The sequence below is a fragment of the Nostoc sp. FACHB-888 genome (assembly GCF_014696655.1).
In the GTDB taxonomy this organism is placed as follows: domain Bacteria; phylum Cyanobacteriota; class Cyanobacteriia; order Cyanobacteriales; family Nostocaceae; genus Nostoc.
Genome location: NZ_JACJQM010000018.1, coordinates 63507 through 83958, shown reverse-complemented (window position 1 = coordinate 83958; position 20452 = coordinate 63507). Strand labels below are relative to the sequence as shown.

Sequence of the window (20452 nt, the reverse complement as noted above, 5' to 3'; positions counted from 1 at the left end):
GCTTTCTAGAAATTGTAATTTAGGTTCGGGAATCTATGTTGACCAACTCGCAAATACCAACTGTACCAGCAGAATCATTCAAGTCTTTACCAGTACCTGACGCTCAGACTAGAGTCAGTCAGTTTATGAAACAACTGCAAGACGAAATTTCCGAATCATTGGCAAAACTAGATGGTGTGGGTAAGTTTCATGAAGATAGTTGGGAACGCCCAGAAGGAGGTGGAGGGCGATCGCGCGTGCTGCGAGAAGGTGCAATATTTGAACAAGCAGGTGTAAATTTTTCTGAAGTTTGGGGTTCCCACTTGCCAGCCTCAATTTTAGCCCAACGCCCGGAAGCCGCAGGGCATGGCTTCTATGCTACGGGTACTTCAATGGTGTTACATCCTCACAATCCTTATGTACCCACAGTTCATCTAAATTATCGCTACTTTGAAGCGGGGCCAGTTTGGTGGTTTGGTGGCGGTCTTGACTTGACGCCTTATTACCCTTTTGCTGAAGATGCAGCACATCTACACAAAACATTAAAACAAGCTTGTGACCAACACCACCCAGAGTATTACCCAGTATTTAAGCGGTGGTGTGACGAATATTTTTACCTCAAGCATCGTGATGAGACACGGGGTGTAGGTGGTCTGTTTTTCGATTACCAAGATGGTCAAGGTGGTCTATATCGTGGGCCAAATCCCAATGGGGAAGCGGCTACTTATAGCAACCAGGTGGGAACACCAGAAACCCGCAATTGGGAAGATTTGTTTGCCTTTGTGCAAGACTGTGGCAAAGCATTTTTACCAGCCTACGTACCAATTGTAGAACGGCGCAATGGGATGGAGTATGGCGATCGCCAACGAAATTTTCAACTCTACCGCCGGGGACGGTATGTAGAATTTAACTTGGTTTATGACCGAGGCACTATTTTTGGTCTACAAACTAACGGACGCACTGAATCAATTCTCATGTCTTTACCACCCTTAGTGCGCTGGGAATACGGCTATCAACCAGAACCCAATTCCCCCGAGGCCGAGTTGTATGAAACTTTCCTTAAGCCTCAAGATTGGATCAACTGGACATCACCTCAATAGGAACTGGGGATTAGGGATTGGGTATGGAAAAGAGGCAGGGGGGCGGGGTGCGGGGGGCAGAGGGGAAAAATCTTCTCCCTGCTTCCTGCTCCCTGCTCTCCACTCCCCATTTAAACTTACTACTCAGTACTATTTTGGTGAGTTAAACTACCAAAGGTAAGCACTTAGCAGAAAAAGGTGACAGTTTTAGCTATAGCTTGTTAATCTCAAGTGACAGCATTAGACAATTCTGTAAGTAGCTAATTTTAAGAGAAATGCCACGGGGAGGGCTTTAGTGATTCATATAGAGCAAAAAAGTTATACAACCCAAGACGGAAATACCGTTATTGTCCTGACGCCAACAGGTCGCTTAGACATTACCACTGCTTGGCAATTCCGCCTGAAATTACAGGAGTGTATTTCCAAACTCAGCCGCCATGTAGTTGTAAATCTGGCTCAGGTAAATTTTATTGATAGTTCTGGTCTTACGTCTTTGGTGGCTGGAATGCGTGATGCTGATAAAGTTAAGGGCAGTTTCCGCATCTGCAATGTACACCCAGAAGCCAAACTCGTGTTTGAAGTAACGATGATGGATACTGTCTTTGAAATCTTTGAAACAGAAGAGGAAGCTTTAGAAGGTGTACCTCGTAGCATCGCTAGCTAAAAAAGAGTTAGAAGTTAGGAGTTAATTGAAACTTCATAACTCGTAACTTATGATTCATCAGTTTATTTTATTAAATACTGATTTTGCTTGGTGTAGCGATAAGGCCCCATAATCGCTCCCCAAGTTGCTTTTCCAGTTGCTGGATCAATTCCTTTGTCGTAGCTGTGAAATTCTATCGCAGTGGCTTCAAATCCCAAAGAAACAAAGATGCTATTTCCAAGATAAGTAAAGCTGCAACGATTTTCTGGTAGTGGGGTAGCAGTAAACTTATAGCGATCGCCTGCTTGTCTTTCGTGCGTAACTGTTAGGATGCAACCTGGTAGTAAATCTAATTGTTCGGGTGTCAGTGTGTTCAGTAGAGCAGGGTTATTACCTGCGCCTCTTAATGCATCTGGATCTTGAGGCATATAATATTGTACTTCCAGAGATGCATCAGAGTTGCTGCACTGGCGCAACCGCATAATTCGCTGACGGTAAGGTTGATCTCGGTTAATGACGTTAGCCTGTTCGGCAAACAGTGTGATGCTATCTTCTGTAAACAGATTAACTGGTCTTTGCCACAGGCACAGGTGGACATACCAAGCTGGTTCTGCTATGGCTTGTTCCTGATTATCAAATTCACCAGCTAGGTACTCACCTAAAGCAATTAACTGTGGCGAGAAGTTCATAAATGCAATAAACGAATCATTAAGGATAAAAATTTTTGGCTAGTTTTTTTGGAATAAACCGTCTTATCCCCTGTGGCTACCAGCTTATAAAATACTTTTGATTTGTCTATATTGTAAATGAAACCGTCACCAGTCAAAAGCTAAACTTGGCAAAGTAGCCTTTAAGCGAGAAAATAGAGATACGTTGCCCTTAACATTTTCTTTGTGAATAACGTCCGTACTGTCTCTGATACAAAACGAACTTTTTACAATCTTCACACTCGTCCGATTAACACTATTTATCGTCGAGTAGTAGAAGAATTGATGGTGGAAATGCATCTGCTGTCAGTAAATATCGATTTTAGCTACAATCCAATTTATGCCTTGGGCGTCGTCACTACTTTTGACCGCTTCATGCAAGGCTATGAACCAGAACGGGATCAAGAATCAATTTTTAACGCCCTATGTCGGGGTATAGAACAAGATCCGCAACATTATCGACAGGATGCTGAAAGATTGCAAGCTGTAGCTAAAGGTTTGCCAGTTAAAGATTTAATTGCGTGGCTGGGCCAGACTACTTACTTAGATCGAGATGCTGACTTGCAAGCACAACTGCAAGCGATCGCCAACAATCCTAACTTTAAATACAACCGTTTGTTCGCAATTGGTGTATTTTCATTATTGGAACAGTCAGATCCCGAATTAGTCAAAGATGAAAAGCAACTCACGGAGGCGCTAAAAGTGATCGCTGCTGGCTTGCACCTTTCTGATGATAAACTCAACAAGGATTTGGAGCTATACCGTTCTAACCTAGAGAAGATGGCGCAAGCACTGGTGGTGATGGCAGATATGCTCTCAGCCGATCGCAAAAAACGCGAACAACGTAAACAACAATCAACCATCACCGTTGCTCCGCCAAGTTCTAACGAATAGTTAGGAGATGGTAGATGGTAGATAAAAATTAAAAGTTAGGAGTTATGAACAACTCCTAACTTTTAATTTTTAGACGCCCAATAACTTATAGATTAAGCTGTTAATTATAGTCAGCGTAAATGCCCCAATAACAGCACTCCAAATACCGTAACGCAAGCGAAAGCCCTCTACTAACCAAGCAGCAATACTAAAACAAACTACGGCAATCATAAATGTGAAAATGCCGGATAGCAAGTCCAGGGTGAGTAAATTTGGTACTGCAAAAACGATACTTAAAATCGGTCTGACTATTGCCGTCACGATACCAAGCACTGCGGCAGAAAGAAAGGCTTTACCAGGAGTATCAATTTCAACTCCTAAAGGTAATTTACTAATTATCAACAAGCTGATAGCTGTTACTACCCAAACAATTAAAAGCGTCACGAAATTCATGCCACAACCCCTGAAACGTGAATGGCAATTGGTTATAAATTACTTTAGTTTATCGGTGGAAAAATCTTTAAAGCTCAACCAATTATTTGTAAATTACCAGAAATGTTATTGCTAACTGAATTTTGTTTTAGATATCTTTAGGATTGGGGATAAGGAGACAGGGGAGGCAGAGGAGGCAGGGGTAGAAATACCAATGCCCTATGCCCTATGCCCCATGCCCCATCCCCCATACCCCTATCTCATCTTTTAAGAGGAGGTTGGGGTTGTTTGGGTGGTACAGGCGCTTGAGATGCTGGTGGGTTGGAAATACCAGGGTTGATAGGATTGATGCCTTGCCCAGTTGGTGGCTGACTTACGCCAGGAAGAGGTACAGGATCAGGTGCTAAGGGAAATTTAGGGGCAAGATTCCCTTCGGGATTGATTCCTGGAAATGGTGCAGTTGTGGGTATCGGTGCAGCACCAGGATCGATTGGGAAAGAGGGGATATTAGGCTGGTTGAGTAAGTTTGCGGGTGGTTGAGATGGGCCAGGAATAATTCCTAAAGAAACGCGATCGCCTCCTACTTGCCGTAGCAAGTCTAATGTTTCAATAACATCATTGTAAATTGCTGTCCGTGAAGCATTCAGCACCACAACCCCATTAGGGTTTGCTTGGAGATACTGTTTTAACGCCACTCCCAAATCGTCCCGTTTTACAGGCTGTTTTTCTATGTAAGTACTGCCAACGGCATCGATAGTTACAATCAGACTTCCACTCTGTGATGTTATTCCAGATACTGAACTGGCGCTGGCTTTGGGCAAATCAACATTTATTGCCTGTTGTCGGGTAAATTGCAGTGCCGCTAACAAAAAAAACGTCAGAATACAAAAAACAACATCAATTAAAGGGATGATTTGAATTTGGACTTCTTCAATTGGGGTATGTAGATTAACTTTCATTTTCTCAATTTAAACGCCTGGTTTGAGGGTTGAATTCTTGACTAATTAGGTAAATTCGGGGGTTCAGGTGGTTCAGGCAATCTACTCTTTCCTGGCTTGCGGGGTGGGGTGAAATTTTCCCGCACAATTACTGATGTACTATTACTAAAGTCAGGCGGGGACTGGTGGTAGAGCAATTCCATTTCATTCCCTGCCTTCCGAAAAACTTTGACTTGGTTGACTACAAAACTTTGAAATAGGCGATAAAATACCAAACTAATAATGGCAACTATTAGCCCTGCTGCCGTACTAATTAAGGATTCACCAATACCAGTAGTTACTCCGGCGGTAGATTCAGTTCCCAAGTCGCCAATCCGAATTGAGCGCAAAGACTGGATTAGTCCCAAAACGGTACCTAACAATCCCAGCAACGGCGCGAGGGCAATCACGGCTTCTAAAAGTTTTTCGCCCCGTCGCATCCCAGCCAATTCATCTTCGGCTGTGGACTCAAGTGCTAGTCGAAAGGTTTCCGCATTACTTTTCGCTAAACGTAAAGGGGCGTAGAGAAAACGCCCGACAGGCTGATGGCTTGCTTGTCTTGCAATGTCCGCAGCTACTTGCCAATTATCCTGGGCAGCATCCAGGATGCGATTGACTATTTGCTTTTCCTGAGTCAAAATTCGCAACCAAAACCATAGACGCTCAAAAATCACACTCAAAGACAGAACCGATAGAACAAGCAGAGGCCACATTGCTGGCCCGCCCTTATAAAATAAATCTAAAATATCCACTGTTTAAGTTTCCTCCCTCCATGACTAAAGCAAATGTGCTAAGGCATTTTAATTGTAGAGATTAATGCAAAATGAGGGACTTCCAAAATATAAATTTACTGAAAAGCTAAAAAGACACTGCAAGTATGGGGTATTTGACTTAGCTGCTGGACAAACTTGCTGCTGGATTGCCATAATTCCGAATTACTACAATCACTAGACGTTGTAATTATCAAACCCTTGCGGTATTAAACTCTTATGGAAAATAACAGAATAGGTATTTGATGACAGATTACGAGTAGCGTCTTCCATACTAACTAGGGCGGTTATTCGCACCGGAAGTTTTTAGGATAATTTGTCAAAATAAAAGATAACTGGAGGTTCAAAATATGAAATTTTCAATCGAATCGCTTTACACCTGGTATCGCAGTGTGCTTCGTAACCCGAAGTACCGTTGGTGGGTAATTTTAGGAACACTCACCTATTTGGTCAGCCCATTTGATATTCTTCCAGATTTTATACCCGTTGTGGGACAGATTGATGATGTTTTCCTTTTGACTCTGCTAGTTTCTGAGGTGTCTGGGCTAGTAATTGAGGGCTGGAAAGCTCGTAAGGGTGAGATGGGTACTGAAGCATCTAATACTGCTGAGGGTTCTACCTCTAGTGCAAGCACTGTTGATGTTGATGCTGTTTCGGTTAAGTAGTTTTAATGAAACCCCTGCTTTTGGGATGTGAGGTGGGGGTATTTTTTTTTAACGCAGAGGAACGCGGAGGGAAGCGCAGAGGTTCGCGGAGAGAGAGAGGGGGGAGAGGGAGAGTTAGAGGTTGTTGGCTACGCGTTTGATACCTTCTTTGAGGTGGAGGACGTTAAAGTTGAGGAGAAGACCTAGTTTACAGTTTGCTAGTTTGAGATAGGTTAAGAGTTGGACGGAGTGAATGGGGTGGAAGGATTCTACAGATTTAATCTCTACAACTATTTGGTTTTCAACAATCAAATCTAATCGATAAACGCATTCCAATTTCACTTCTTGGTAAACCAAAGGCAATGGATTTGCTTACCAACATTCAACCCGGCCTTCTTCAACTCATAATCTAAGCACTCCTCATAAGCCGACTCCAACAAACCAGGCCCCAAAGCAGTATGCACCCTCATCGCACAACCAATAATCACCCCACTCAACTTATTCTCTCTCATCCTCTGCGATCCTCTGCGTTTAAAAATCTTTCACAAATTCCGTCAAGAACCTGAACGCCTTCAAAATATAACTAGCGCAATCTCTAGGAGAAGTATTGTAAAACGATCGCCACGCACTCGCTTTATCCTCATCATAGCGATCGCTGCGATGATTATGATTTTCTAGCCACGCCAATCGTACTGCATGTCCAATTAACACATCCAATACAATATATTCTTCAATTTGCAGTTTGGGATTATTAGCTGCGATCGCACTTAATTCTATTAATGCTTCAATATTAACTTGGCGGTATTCTGGAGCTTCAATTTTATTCAGCAAATGCTCGACTAACAGAGCAAAATTTCTTTCTCCTGCTGTCATTTCCGATAACATTATCTCACTATCTAAACGATTGCGGCGCTCTAGTTTATCCCCAATTACTAGACCCTTGCAATGTTGCATTAATAGCCAAACTTGCTTAAAAAATTCTTTTGGTACACGCCCCGTCGCACCTTCGGCTTGGCGGAACCGTCGCCAACCACCCGGCGGAACTTCTATTCCTTCTCCTATTCCTGGTAACACCACCCAAGCAATATCGCTTTCTTTTTGTTTGACGTGCAGTGATTCTTGCTGGCGCAATAGGTTACTCATGCCAGTATATCCAGTTAATACCTGACGCAAGCGCACTTTAACTTCAAAGGGTGAAAGTTGCATTAAGTAATCGTATGCTTCATCTTGGGTGACGTGTAATTCCTGCGCTAGTTCGCTGGTTATCAATAAGATGAGATAGCCGACTCTCACCGTTAGTAGTCCCTGAAATAGTTCGGGTTCTGAGCGAATTAAGATGCCAACATAGATTAAAATCTCTTGAGTGAGGACGCGATCGCGTATATCTTCACGACAAAAATGATTAATTTTATCGGCAATTTCATCGTGAGACATGGGTACGCTAATCAAGGACGCTTCACTGTAAGCTTTACCCACAGCAATTTGCTTACCCCGCACCAAAATACTCGTTACTGCATCTGATAGGCTAATATCAACCATTTGCCGTAACCCCGCAGCCCGGCGCACTACTGCCCAAATACCTAAATCTCCAGCTTTGGTGTAAACTTCATCAAGTAAATCGCCTACGGTGACAAGATATCCTGGGCCGCCATACCCTGTATCAAATTCCATTCCTTGCAAGCGAGTTAAAGTTTGCAATAACTCGATTTGCTCGTAGATATTTTCTGATGAGCGTAAATAAGAAAGTAATAATCCGAAGTTGGTTTCACACTCCATCTGAAATTCTTGGGTATGTCCTAAGCGCCAGTTTTTCTCAGGATGATAAGCCAAATGATAACAACGTGGACTAGCATTTTTCACTGGCGATCGCGAAAATTCTGCATTGGGTAGAAAATCAATTCTTTGGATTCCAGCTGTCAGCATTAGCTGATTTAGCCGCCCTAATTTCACCCGCACACCGTTACAAACACCATCTTTCAGTTCTTGCATCAATTCCAGTAATGCTTCCGAACCTGCTTCTAACATGGTGTGCGTCAACATTAAAGTCAAGGTAGGACGACCTAAATCGCTCCAATATTTTTGAATGTAAGCGAGTTCGCTTCTAATTTGATCCAGCAGAAAATGGTAATCAAGAGTTAAGTAAAACTGTTGAGAGTCTGAGAATGAAGGCAAAAATACAATTGTTTCACCGCTAATCCGAAAGATTCTCGATGTTGTTAAACTCCGCAGCCGCCGCACTGGCCGCCCAGTTAAACCAAGTTTATCGTTACGTCCAATTTGGGTATAAATAGCGGAAAATTCTCCAGCTTTTCTCACCTGAATCGGTTCTACTTGAGTAGGAGTTTGTGCTTCGATTCCGTGAACTTCTAGTTTATTCTGTAAATTTTCATCTTCTGCTAATAAAGCAATTTGTACTAAAGATTCGCGCTGTTTTCCCACACATAAATGTCTTCCTAAAGGGTCAATATCACCAATTGCCAGTAACCCTTCACTCAACATTTGACCGAGAAAATATAAACTTTGCGCCCACACCAAGGGAACATTTTCATTGGGCAAACGTGGTTGCGTTTGGGGTGCTAACTTTTCTGCTTCTATGTTTTCGGCTGGAACATAATAAAGTTCTGGCAGTAAACGTAAACCACCTTGTTCTATGAGTAATGATTCTAAAAGCTCTTGGTATTTTTTAACTTGTTCTTGCTCGCCGCGAAATAATCCATCGAGAACTAAATAAGTAAAAAATAACGGCCATTCGCATTCAATATGCTCAAATTGCTTGAGTTCCCACGGTTCGTAGTGCAAACGATGATTATCTTCTAAAACGGTTTGGTGTCCATCGCGTAGAAAGCGTTTGCAGCCGTATTTTCCTGCGAGTTTATTGATAATATCGTTTAAGGTGCGATCGCGTAATTGCAAATCTTCCACTGCAAAGGCAGGATAACTAATAATACTTAACAACGCCGCATCAATTTCTTTAGAACCAGATTCTCTCGGTAATAATGATTCCAGGGTAATCCGGGCGCGGGCAATTTCATCTGGTAGCACATGAATCACTGATGCTTGACTACCATGCACACCAAACAAATCCAGTCCATTGATAGCTTCTAAAGCAGCTTTTGCCATACCTACGGAACTGGCATTTAACTCAGCACTACCACGATTAATTTTATTACCACGTTCCCAAATGCCGTAATCTGGTGTGCGGTAAGCTCGTCCAATGTAGTAAACCAAATTTTGGACGAAATTCACTTCATCAATCGTATAAATTATTTGCAATCCCGCAGCCGTCATTTGCCCCAACATCAGCAAAAATATAGATGTGGCATCAAGTTGCAAATGTCCCCATTCGTCATCACCAACAACAATGTCACCAGTTGCAGTATTGTATTTGGCGTGCAGTCCATCCAGTAGCGACTGAGTATGTTTAAATGTCTCTACTTTATGAGCCTGTCGCATCATTGCAAAGAGCAACCCGCGCATCAGTTTGATAACACTGTGTTCTAGTTCATAGGTGCGTCCTTCATCGTCGTCAATTTTGCGGTATGCAAGTCCTAAACCCCAAACTGCCAAAATGCTGTAAACGTTGTCTCGCACCCAGGCGTCGGTATAATCGCCGTGGGCTGTAATCGCTGTACTAGCAGGTAACAAACCAGTAATCGGATTCTGCCGAGTCAGAATGATCGTTTTGATTTGCTGGTAGTAATAGTCCAGACTAGCTCGCAAATTGGTAGATGTTTTCATGATTTGGTTCAGAACTACTTGCAAAATTCGACCCTATAACTGTGAAGTGAATTACCTAAACCAAGCCAGAACAAGTTCTGTAATGGTTGATGGGACAACAGCTAAGGGTGGTGTGAGTTTATTATTATCTCCTGTTAATACCCCTCTGAGTACATTCCCAAGTTAAGTTAACGGCAAAATTGTGCTGGTAAGCTAATCGTCATTCATTTTTCCAGATCGATTCGCTTCTAGTAAGCGGCTCTATCCCTGCTTTTATGCAACTTAAATGCTCATTAGCTTACCATTGGAACTATTGCCGATCTGAAACATAAGTGCTTATTATAACTTTATTTAAAGTCAGTACTGATTTTAGCCTGTTTGGAGTGCCTTCTCATTTAGATTTCTGGAATCTATATTGAGCTACTGTAGTTATCTCTAGAATTTTCTCAGTTAATTGCATTGATATATCACTTTTCCAATGTTTTAACAGGTAAAGTTTCTAATCTTATCATTTTTATACACGACTCGCAGTCAAATTGACTCTAGGGGTATCGTTATCGAGCGACTGGGCATCGTAGATGTGACAAATGAAGTAGGAATACCCATCTGTGAGTTTGGGAAGCCCACATACTCATTTAGTACTCCAAATTAATGTATGGAGGATGTCAACATTAAAGAATTCTACAATTTTTAATTTGCTTAAAAATCAAATTTTTTTCTATTATATAATGACGAATTTGATAGATTTATTGCTGATTAAAAGTTGCTAATTATTTATTTAGAGATGGTAATATTTTGCCTACCATCACAATAAACTTGTTTGCGTTGCTTCTCTAACAACTTAGATAATTCCAACAACCAATGTAAATCTATGTCTAATACTCCTACTCCACCCAATAATCCCAATCCTTTTGAACAACTCCCAGATTTAGTTATAAGATCACTAACTAATCCTCTTATCTTTCAATATGCATCTAGGCATCCCATAATAGGTAACTTACTCACTGCCTTCTTATTATCCTTGTCTGGGCTTAGTGTTTTTCAGTTTATAAATCCTCAAAATGCCTCAAATACTGATTCTAACTTTTTGACAAAAGTCTGTGAAGGATACACTACAAAAGTTAATTTAGGAATTAATGAATTAATAGTAGGCTCCACTTCGTGGAAAACTAACGAAAAAAGTGAAACTAACGAAGAACCATCATTTACTTGTAACTATAAAATAAAAGGAGGAGACAATATTATCTCTTCCACTCCTCGAGAAATTTTAATAATACCTCGAATTTCTTCTAAAGAAGAAGAAGTAATAAACTCAACTCAGATTTGTAATTTGTTTAACGATAAAATAAAAGAAAGTCTAGAGTTAGAAAAAGATGGAAATGAATCTATAGGGAATATATCAGCCGTAAAAGATGAAGAGAATAAAGATAAACAGCAGCTACCCTTTAATTGTAATTATGAAATAAAAAAAGATAACAAGTTATCAACTTCTAAGAGTATTAGTGTAGAGATTAATCCCTTGTTTACTGACTTTATTACCGAATCATATGACGAAGAAAAAATTAATATGAAAGGAGTATGCAAAGATGATAAAATTAGAAGCCAAATGGAGCAAGAAGCTATAGCAAAAAGAACTTATGATAAAACTGCTAAGGATGAGATTGTACCAGGAAAACCAATTTTATTAAATACTAGAAAAGACGTTTATCCAGTATTTCGCTGGGTATGTTCTTACTCTATTAAAAGACTTCAAGAAAACAGATCAAAATATGGTAGAGCAACAGAAGAATACACAATAGGTCTTAATTTAGAGGAATATTGTGAAAGCAAAGCGCGAAAAGAACAAACAGAACGAACCAAACCAACTCATCACAATTACAACGACCCTTACTCCTTGTATTGCGCCAACCCTACTTCTTCTAACTAATAAAATTAAATAGCACTAAGCTCAACTTTATTCAACTATGGAGAGATTGTAGCAATCCGATCGCCTACTCATGATACTCAGAAACATCACACAATCCTGATTTTACAGGATACTGAGTGGAAAGCGATGCCTACGGTGGTCACTGAGCTTTGTCGTACCACTTGCCTACGGCACGCTCCGCGAACGTGGAAGCAAGCTACGCGCAGCGTCTCGTAGAGAAGTGCGGGCTACGCCTACGCCAAAGCTCAAACACCTTACTGCAACTATGAAGTGAAACCTGCCAACCCATTTCTGATTCTCCGTCGTCCAGGTGACTATACATAAAGTTGCTTGATGCAAGAGATCACTTAATAGTGTTGTAAATATTTTAACTCTATAAAGTTTGCGATAAAATTCGTTGATTCGCAAGACACATAGCTTTTAGCAATAGTAAAATCTACTTTAAGCTAGACGGAAATTACCTAAATTCCAGGGTAATTAAATTAGCTATTAGTGGTAAATAGTATAAATACTCAATGCTAAGATTCAGTATTTACCGGAAAGCGCTATTCCGGGTTAGGATGATGACTAGCGATGCCTTAACTTAGATATCGATATTGAGTTGTTGAAATTTTATGGGCAATAGTCCACCAGATGGCAGTATCAACCTCCTCTGAGCTGGCGAGGAAGTCTTCCAGCGCGGGGGAGACTTAGGAGATATATCTCATGCTCACAGAAGATATTCGTGATTTGCTGACAGAAACTACCGATTTAAACCAGTTGAAATGGGATTTAAATCGCTTGCAACCTGTGGATGTGGGAGATTACATTACACAACTGCCTGAGAAAGAACGCGCGATCGCATTCCGTTTACTCAACAAAGCTCAGGCAATCGATGTATTTGAATATCTGCCAACAGAGGTGCAGGAAGAACTACTTAATTCTCTGCATGATGTCCAAGTAGCGCAACTTGTAGAAGCGATGAGTCCCGACGAACGGGCAGAATTATTTGATGAACTACCTGCTGGGGTAATCAAACGGCTACTGCAAGAACTGAGTCCAGAACAAAGGCAAGCAACAGCAACGATTCTCGGCTATCCAGAAGGTACTGCTGGGCGAGTGATGACAACCGAATATGTCCGGTTGCGGCAAGGATTGACTGTAGGTGAAGCCTTAAGTAAAATCCGTCGTCAGGACGAAGACAAAGAGTCGATTTACTACGCCTACGTCACAGACGACAACCGGACGTTGGTAAGAGTAGTTTCACTGCGTCAGTTGTTGTTTACTTTTCCCGATGTTTTCATTAAGGATATTGCTAGCGATCGCGTCATTAAGGTTAGAACCGAAACCCCTCAAGAAGAAGTGGCGCGAATCATGCAGCGCTACGACTTAATCGCTATCCCCGTAGTTGATCGGGAAGATCGGTTGGTTGGCATTGTCACCATTGATGATGTCATGGATATTTTGGAAGAGGAAGCCACAGAAGATATTCAAAAACTGGCGGGTGTGAGTGGTGATGAAGCAGCTTTATCCTCTCCCCTGCTTACCATCCGCAACCGCTTGCCGTGGCTGTTGGGCATTATGGCACTATATATTGGTGCAGCCAGTGCGATCGCGCCTTTTCAATCTGTAATTGCCGCAGTGCCAGTTTTAGCAGTGATCATGCCGATTTTTTCTAACACTGGTGGTACTGTTGGTATTCAATCATTAACGGTAACAATCCGCGGCTTGGGAGTGGGCGAGGTAACACCCAAAGATACAATGAAAATTCTTCGCAAAGAACTTCTAGCAGGTTTAGGCACAGCCGTAGTTTTAGCTGCAACGATGATCCTACTTTCCTTAATTTGGGCGCGGCCCCAAGAGCGATGGGTGGCTTTAATTGCCGGAATGGTAATGGCAACTAATACAATAGTGGCTGTTACACTTGGCACTTTACTGCCAATGGGTTTGAAACGTTTGAAACTTGACCCTGCTTTGGTTAGTGGCCCATTAGTGACTACAATGCTAGATACAATTGGGTTTTTAACATTCCTCAGCCTAATTTCTCTAGCTTTAAACACTTTCCATTTACCAACTTGAAAGGATTGGGAATGGGGCATTGGGCAAGAGGACTTGGGGACAAGGAGAATTGGGGGCAAGGGGAAAGACTTGTTTCAAGTTCTCATCTCTTGTCCCCTTGTCCCCTTGTCTCCCCTGCTCCCTCTGCTGGCCACTCCCCAAAATCTATGCCTACTAATACCTGGAATCGTCATCACATTCTTTCCCTGGCTGACTTTACTACCACTGAATACGATACAGTTTTGCAAACTGCTGCTAGTTTTCAAGAGGTGCTATCGCGGCGGACGAAGAAAGTGCCAACCTTGCAGGGACAGGTGGTGGCGAATTTATTTTTTGAATCTTCTACCCGGACTCGCAGTAGTTTTGAACTCGCAGCGAAACGCTTAAGTGCAGATACCCTGAACTTCGCCGCAGCCACTTCCTCTATGACTAAGGGAGAGACAATTCTCGACACGGCGAAGACCTATTTGGCAATGGGAACTGATATTATGGTAGTCCGCCATCGAGAAGCAGGAGTACCAAATGCGATCGCGGCTGAAATGGATCGTCTCGGTGTAGGAGTTAGTGTCCTCAATGCTGGTGATGGTCAACATGAGCATCCGTCCCAAGGACTGCTAGATTTATTTACCCTTTGTACTCTAATTGACCCAGCTAGTCCCCGGCTGGAACTTTTAAAGGATAAAAAAATTGCCATTGTTGGCGATATTCTTCATTCTCGCGTGGCGCGATCTAATATTTGGAGTTTAATTGCCAGTGGTGCCGAAGTGCATCTGGCAGCCCCACCCACTCTCTTACCCAAATTATTTGCCGAGTATATCTCTGAAGAGTTAGGAGTTAGGAATTATTCCCCCACTCCCCAACTTTTTTTACATTGGCAGCTAGAACCAGCTTTACAAAATGCCGATTTTGTCATGACTTTGCGCCTGCAAAAGGAACGCATGACGGCTCATTTGCTGCCAAGTTTGCGAGAATATCATCAGCTATTCGGCATTACACGCACAAAGTTGCAACTTTGTAAACCTAACGTCAAAGTTTTGCATCCAGGCCCAGTCAATCGTGGTGTTGAAATTAGTTCTGAATTGATGGATGACCCAGAATTTAGTCTGATTCAATCGCAAGTTACTAGCGGTGTCGCCGTTCGCATGGCACTGCTGTATTTGTTAGGTAGCGGCAAAACTTAATAAATATCATGTCCGCAGAATTAGTTACGATTCCCACAGTCATTGCATCCCACACGCAGGATGCTCCACTTGGGGAGAAGACCGCACTGCCCCCCCCTTAATCCCCTCGTCGCTTGCGAAGAGTGGAGACAGCGTAGCTTTGCCGGGGTGGGGTTCTTCGGGTTTAATAACTAATCAAGCAGACATTATATAACAAGATAGGCTCAAGGTAAATCTTGGCAATACATTTTCACTCGATAATCGTGTAGGCAAATTTCGTACTTCCACATTCTGTCTATTCTATAACAGCAGTTTGGGGGTGTCAGATAGCACTTATGCAAAAACTCTCTGAAACTCTTATTCCTTCGCAATAGTCTGCGGACTTATTGCTAACAACCTTTTAATATTAGTCCCATCGGACTACCTTACGGAAGAATACCTACTCTCATAGATATTATATATTCCTCCGATCGCATGAGGGCAGTATTCTGAAATTTTGGGACACTAGGAACGTAGAAGTCAAAATTTTAATGACTTTTAGAAGTGTCAGAGGTAAATATGAAAGCAATTTTTTTGACGGCAGCAGCCTTACTCAGCACGCTATCTTTAGCTGCTCCCCTTTCCGTCAAAGCAGAAAACTCCGCCTCTGTCCGGCGCTTGCTGGAAACTAGAGAATGTTTCGGATGTAATTTAGCAGGAGCAAACCTGAAAGGCGCTCATCTAATAGGTGCTGACCTAAGAAATGCCAACCTAAAAGGAGCTAACCTTGAAAATGCTAACTTAGAAGGTGCTGATTTAACTGGTGCCAATTTGAAGTCTGCTAATCTTACAGATGCTTTTGTCAGTGGTACTAGCCTAAATAATGCTAATCTCACTAATGTTGATTTGAGTAATGCTCATTTATATAATACTGACGTAAATGGCGCAGTTTTGGCTAATATTGATTTAACTGGTGCTGACGTTTTTAATACTGACATTAGCGTAGGTGGTGAATATTAATGATCACTCATTATGCAAAAGTAATGAGTTAAGAGTTTAATTTAACTCCTAACTCTCTACTTTTTAACTTTTACTCACCAGTAATTGACAGTTCATTAACCCAGATTTTCGGGCAAACTCCCCCTGGCGTTAACTCAGCTTCTTTCTCTACATAAATAATTGACTTTAAGAGTTCCAAGAAATCGCCAGCAACAGTTGCTGACTCAATACTCGTCCTGACACCCTTGTTAACTAGCCAACCATCAAATGGCAAAGAGAAGGAACCTTGCAAGGATTTAACTCCAGCATGGAGAGCTTGTAAATCATCAATAAAAATCACATTTTCAGCAGTTTCTAAGCTTAACTCTTCTTCAGGAGATGCTGTTGTAAAAACGTGATAAAAATTGGGGCTAACGCTAACTTTTGCACCAATACTGGCATTACCTGTTGGCTGAGTATTGAACCTTTTGGCAGTGCCTGCACTGTGGAGAAAGCTTTTTAAAACACCATTTTCAATCAGTGAGATTTTACGAGTAGGAGTTCCTTCACCATCAAAACTTTCTGCACCAATGTTAGCTGGGTGAAGTGCATCATCAAAAACTGAAAGCAGAGGAGAAGCAATTTGCTTACCTAAATCATCAGCAGTAGATAAGCTTTGGTTGTCCAAAATACTTTGAGCGTTGAACAAGTTAGAAAAACCACCCAACAGACTTAAGAAAGCTTCCGGTGAGAAAACAACCCGATATTTACCAGTTTTGATTTTTTCATAGTTCAGGTGACTGATAGTTTTATCTGCGGTTTCTTTGATGCAACCATTAATGTCTAGATTGTCTAAACTTTGGTTAATTCTAAAAGCGCCTGCACTGCGAGGTTTTTTCCCTTCTTCCTCAGTTTTGCTGTAAAGATAAACTGATGCTAAGGAGTGAGATTCAGTTCTCACTGCACCGTCACTATTAAGATAAAACCTGTCAATATCTCTTTGCGATAACCCATTATAAGGCACACCTTTAATGGCTGGATGAGCTGCCAGTAATTCTTTTTCAGCTACCAACAATCTTTCTATGAGTTCAGCAACAGGTGCTTGGGGTATTTTATCTTGAGGTTTGTTTGCAATAGGAACAGTAGCTTCTGGACTAAAATCAGGAACATTTTCCTTAACACCAAAAAAACTGGCTTCGTAGGCAGTTTTCAAAGCTAATTCCAGTCCTTTGGGGTGTACATCTGTGGTGCTGGTGACACCCATTGTATTATCTTCATTCCAGACACGAACAGTAACACCAGAGCGATTTGAGGCTTTGACTTGTTTTGGCTCACCTTGGTCTACTTGCACGCTAGTATCATCTACTGTTGAGCCATAAATGTCGAATTTCTTAATGCCAAGCTTATCAGCATTGTCCTTGGCAGAATTTGCAATTTCATTGATATTTGGCATAGTCGATTTTGGATGTTGGATTGTAGATTTTTGATTGGAAGCGATTCTACTTTGAATATTAGATTTTGGATGTTACGGCTTGTATTTATCTCGTAGAGTTATGACTGAGGTAACAGTTCAACAATTTGGGATTTGAGATTTGAGATTTAACTCACACAAAAATTATAGAGCTTGAGCATTTTGGATTTTGAATATTGCAATCCAAAATCCAAAATCCAAATTCTAAAATTCTTATCGTCCACCGACGGTAATAGAATCAACCTTGATGTGGGGTTGTCCTACTGTGGTGTAAATACTGCCACTTACAGAGCCACAAAAACCTGGTGCAATTTCCAAATCTTGGGAACACATAGAAATTTTGTTCATAATTTCCTTAGCTTCACCAATAAGAATTGCTCCCTTTAACGGCTTGGTGATTTTGCCATTTTCAATCAAATAAGCTTCATCTACACCAAAGTTAAATTGACCTGTAGCACCAACGCTACCACCACCCATCTTTTTACAGTAAATACCTTTATCAACAGAGGCAAATAAATCTTCATTGCTATATTCCCCGGAATCGATATAAGTATTACGCATCCGGCTTGCAGCAGCAAAGGTATAATTTTGGCGGCGTCCACTTCCAGTTCTGGGATGTCCGGTGCGTGCAGAACCTGTTCTATCTGCTAAAAAGTTTTTGAGAACGCCTTTTTCAATTAATAGGGTTCTTTGAGCAGGCATACCTTCGTCATCCATGTCAATTGTCCCGAAGGCATTGTCAGACCGACCTTCATCCCAGGCTGTCAGACTTTCGTGGGCAATCTTTTCGCCTTTTTTGTCAGCAAAGGGAGTGGTATTGCGTTCAATTTGAGTAGTTTCTAGCAGGTGTCCGCAAGCTTCGTGGAAAATTACTCCGCCAAAGTGATTAGCCATAATAATCGGGTAAGTACCCGATTCTACGTAATCTGCGTAGAGCATTTTGCCAGCAGATTCTGCTATTTTTTCGGCGGCTTGTTGAGAATCCCAAGTTCTCAAGAAGTTGGCATCGCTAGTATTCCCCGCACGTTCACCGATAGAAGCACGATTAGCACCATCAGCACACAGGAGGTTAAATCCTACTGACTGGGTGAGGCGAATGTCACGAGCAAAAGTACCATCACTGGCGGCGATTAAAACTTCTTGCCAATCTCGGAAATAGCTAGCACGGCGCGATTGGATGTGGCTAGCTTTTTGCTTCAGGTGGGCAGTACCATCAAGGAGGACTTCTCCCATTTCTTGGATGGAGCTACATACTGGTAGCCAGGCATCTTTGCCTCTCTTAGTAGCGTAATCTCTCAATAATTCCAGGTTGATTTCTGGGATGAAAGCTTTAGGGGTAGGTAGTTGCAGTCCCAGGATAGAAAGACCTTTTTCTAAAGCTGCTTTCAAACCAGAAAAAGAAAGGTCATTGGTGCTGACATAGCAATCGGCTTTGCCGCGAAATACTCTGACTCCCGCGCCTGTAGACAGACTGGGTGAAATACTAGTTATGGAGTCGTCTTCTGCAAGAGAACTAATATAGTTGCGACGTTCTAAAAATAATTCGATGAAGTCAGCGCCAGCGGCGCGTCCTAATCCCAGGAGGGTAGCCAGGGGGGCTTCCCAGGTTTCATCGAAACGCTCTGGTGTGGAGGAATATTGGAGGGTGGGAAGTTGATTCGAGAGAAGTAGCGTACTTGTAAGCATGGGTAGCCTCGTCTGCTGGCGTAATTCAGAGATTTGACTGATAAATCCTGGTGTGTTCAAGTCTAACAAATCAGTGAAAGCTACAGTTGGTAAAAAGGCAGTGTGGATTTCCCTCCTAACAAAGGGATTTTGCCCTTTGTCTTAGCTAGAAGTTTGGGGCTATATCAGGACTTACGCACAGCTAACGGAAAATCGTAGATGCATTCACGGAGCGTCTCGTAGAGAAGCGGCTTGCCGCAGGCTACCGCAGAGGACATGGAGAAATAAGAGTTTCAGAAAGTGCAGCCTAAGTCCTATATATAAACAAAGCCCGCAAAGGCGGGCTGAGATTTTGAAAGTTCGCATTTTTGATTGGCGGTGTCGGTGTAAAAAGAAATGCACCTATATATATACTTAACTCACGCTCTTTTCAACGAAGGTAGTCACAGCTAGAAGATGCTCTCACTCTGGTCACAATACAGAAACTTCCTGATTACTTAACTTCTAGGAAATATGCAATCTTGTTTGCTGATTAGCTTAATTTAATCCAGACTATCCTTCTCAGATTTATTTTCTATTTGTCATTTTTAGTGGAATTCTTGCTGTTTCTTGCTGATTGAAAGCATTAGCTAAATTAGAAGTTTGCCCTGTCGATGATAAATTCTTAAACAAGACGTTTAGGGTTCGAGTAATAGTTTTAAGAATTTTCATCTTACTGGCAGTCGGTTTTTGATCGTATCTCAAAACCATTGGAATTTCTACGATTTTTGGTTTGAGCACTTTGGCTTTCAATAGTAAATCTATCATACAAGCAAAACCACTTTCAGTGAATAAACTGTCCCCATAATACATATCCAGTTTACTAACTAAATTACGATTATACAGTCTGTAACCACAAGTGTAGTCTCTTACACCTGGAACACGAGCTGCAATTCTAAAAAGCCAGCTTGCGCCGTAACTCATTATCTCTCTAAATTTTGATAAGCCTATGACTTTAGAGCCTTTTCGATATCTCGATGCGATCGCAATATCATAGCTACCAGCTATCATGGTGTCATACATCTTTATTAACAGTTCTGGTGGTTGAGTATTATCGCAATCCATCGCGGCTAAAAAATCGCCTTCTTTAGAAATTTCTAAGAAAGTCGTGAAACCTGTTTTAATTGCTTGACCTAAACCACCATTTTTGGTGTGTTGAACTAATTTTAATGATATCCCCAGTGATTGAGCTTCATGTATTGCAGTCTGAGCAGTTGTATCCCTACTACCATCATCAACAAGAATCAGTTTTATCTCCATATTAGAGATTTGCTGCAATACCTGGAACTTTTTAAACAAGGGGCGAATTGATTCTTGCTCGTTGTATGCGGGTAAAAGAACAAAAAGACTCATAAGTACCTCGTGTGATTTTCAA

The 20452-nt window shown here is 41.7% G+C and carries 16 protein-coding genes and 1 pseudogene; 8 read left to right on the top strand and 9 right to left on the bottom strand.

From position 1 onward, the window contains the following. The first annotated feature begins 35 nt into the window (after positions 1-35). Positions 36-1079, top strand: a complete 1044-nt coding sequence (gene hemF, locus H6G26_RS14040) for an oxygen-dependent coproporphyrinogen oxidase (RefSeq protein ID WP_190729842.1) — start codon at positions 36-38, stop codon at positions 1077-1079. Positions 1080-1353: 274 nt separating this feature from the next. Further along, positions 1354-1722 (top strand): STAS domain-containing protein, encoded by a 369-nt coding sequence (locus H6G26_RS14035; RefSeq protein WP_190729841.1) that lies wholly within the window; start codon positions 1354-1356, stop codon positions 1720-1722. A 62-nt stretch (positions 1723-1784) separates the two neighbouring features. Here the strand turns inward: H6G26_RS14035 and H6G26_RS14030 are convergent, their stop codons facing one another. Then, positions 1785-2390 (bottom strand): chromophore lyase CpcT/CpeT, encoded by a 606-nt coding sequence (locus H6G26_RS14030; protein ID WP_190729840.1) that lies wholly within the window; start codon positions 2388-2390, stop codon positions 1785-1787. A gap of 204 nt (positions 2391-2594) precedes the next feature. On the opposite strand from H6G26_RS14030, the gene psb29 reads away from it, so the two are divergent. Next, positions 2595-3302: a photosystem II biogenesis protein Psp29 gene (gene psb29, locus H6G26_RS14025; protein ID WP_190729839.1), complete on the top strand. Its 708-nt coding sequence runs from the start codon at positions 2595-2597 to the stop codon at positions 3300-3302. Between the two features lie 69 nt (positions 3303-3371). On the opposite strand, the gene H6G26_RS14020 is transcribed toward psb29, so the two are convergent. From H6G26_RS14020 to H6G26_RS14010, 3 genes are all read right to left on the bottom strand, one after another. Beyond that, on the bottom strand, positions 3372-3734 hold the full coding sequence (locus H6G26_RS14020; protein WP_190729838.1) for a phage holin family protein: 363 nt from the start codon (positions 3732-3734) through the stop codon (positions 3372-3374). A gap of 239 nt (positions 3735-3973) precedes the next feature. After that, positions 3974-4672 (bottom strand): biopolymer transporter ExbD, encoded by a 699-nt coding sequence (locus tag H6G26_RS14015; protein ID WP_190729837.1) that lies wholly within the window; start codon positions 4670-4672, stop codon positions 3974-3976. 41 nt (positions 4673-4713) lie between these two features. Further along, positions 4714-5442 (bottom strand): MotA/TolQ/ExbB proton channel family protein, encoded by a 729-nt coding sequence (locus H6G26_RS14010; protein ID WP_190729836.1) that lies wholly within the window; start codon positions 5440-5442, stop codon positions 4714-4716. A 368-nt stretch (positions 5443-5810) separates the two neighbouring features. Here H6G26_RS14010 and H6G26_RS14005 point away from each other — a divergent pair, with 368 nt between their 5' ends. Next, the gene (locus H6G26_RS14005) at positions 5811-6125 is read left to right on the top strand and encodes a YkvA family protein (RefSeq protein ID WP_190729835.1); all 315 of its coding nucleotides are present in this window, start codon (positions 5811-5813) and stop codon (positions 6123-6125) included. Between the two features lie 114 nt (positions 6126-6239). On the opposite strand, the pseudogene H6G26_RS14000 reads toward H6G26_RS14005, so the two are convergent. Both H6G26_RS14000 and H6G26_RS13995 read right to left on the bottom strand, forming a co-directional pair. Next, positions 6240-6616: pseudogene (locus H6G26_RS14000) on the bottom strand (GxxExxY protein). A gap of 19 nt (positions 6617-6635) precedes the next feature. After that, positions 6636-9842 (bottom strand): glycoside hydrolase family 15 protein, encoded by a 3207-nt coding sequence (locus H6G26_RS13995; RefSeq protein WP_190729834.1) that lies wholly within the window; start codon positions 9840-9842, stop codon positions 6636-6638. 850 nt (positions 9843-10692) lie between these two features. On the opposite strand from H6G26_RS13995, the gene H6G26_RS13990 reads away from it, so the two are divergent. From H6G26_RS13990 to H6G26_RS13975, 4 genes are all read left to right on the top strand, one after another. Next, complete coding sequence (locus H6G26_RS13990) at positions 10693-11748, top strand: hypothetical protein (protein ID WP_190729833.1); 1056 nt, start codon at positions 10693-10695, stop codon at positions 11746-11748. A 705-nt stretch (positions 11749-12453) separates the two neighbouring features. Next, complete coding sequence (mgtE, locus tag H6G26_RS13985; RefSeq protein WP_190729832.1) at positions 12454-13806, top strand: magnesium transporter; 1353 nt, start codon at positions 12454-12456, stop codon at positions 13804-13806. A 146-nt stretch (positions 13807-13952) separates the two neighbouring features. Continuing rightward, on the top strand, positions 13953-14966 hold the full coding sequence (locus H6G26_RS13980) for an aspartate carbamoyltransferase catalytic subunit (RefSeq protein WP_190729831.1): 1014 nt from the start codon (positions 13953-13955) through the stop codon (positions 14964-14966). Positions 14967-15503: 537 nt separating this feature from the next. Further along, on the top strand, positions 15504-15944 hold the full coding sequence (locus H6G26_RS13975) for a pentapeptide repeat-containing protein (protein ID WP_190729830.1): 441 nt from the start codon (positions 15504-15506) through the stop codon (positions 15942-15944). Between the two features lie 70 nt (positions 15945-16014). On the opposite strand, the gene H6G26_RS13970 is transcribed toward H6G26_RS13975, so the two are convergent. The 3 genes from H6G26_RS13970 to H6G26_RS13960 all read right to left on the bottom strand — a co-directional run bounded on the left by H6G26_RS13970 (position 16015) and on the right by H6G26_RS13960 (position 20430). Beyond that, a complete protein-coding gene (locus tag H6G26_RS13970; RefSeq protein ID WP_190729829.1) occupies positions 16015-17355 on the bottom strand; it encodes a TldD/PmbA family protein in 1341 nt (446 codons plus the stop codon). Positions 17356-17586: 231 nt separating this feature from the next. Beyond that, positions 17587-19059: a TldD/PmbA family protein gene (locus H6G26_RS13965; RefSeq protein WP_190729878.1), complete on the bottom strand. Its 1473-nt coding sequence runs from the start codon at positions 19057-19059 to the stop codon at positions 17587-17589. 546 nt (positions 19060-19605) lie between these two features. Further along, a complete protein-coding gene (locus H6G26_RS13960) occupies positions 19606-20430 on the bottom strand; it encodes a glycosyltransferase family 2 protein (RefSeq protein WP_190729828.1) in 825 nt (274 codons plus the stop codon). Positions 20431-20452 lie beyond the last annotated feature (22 nt).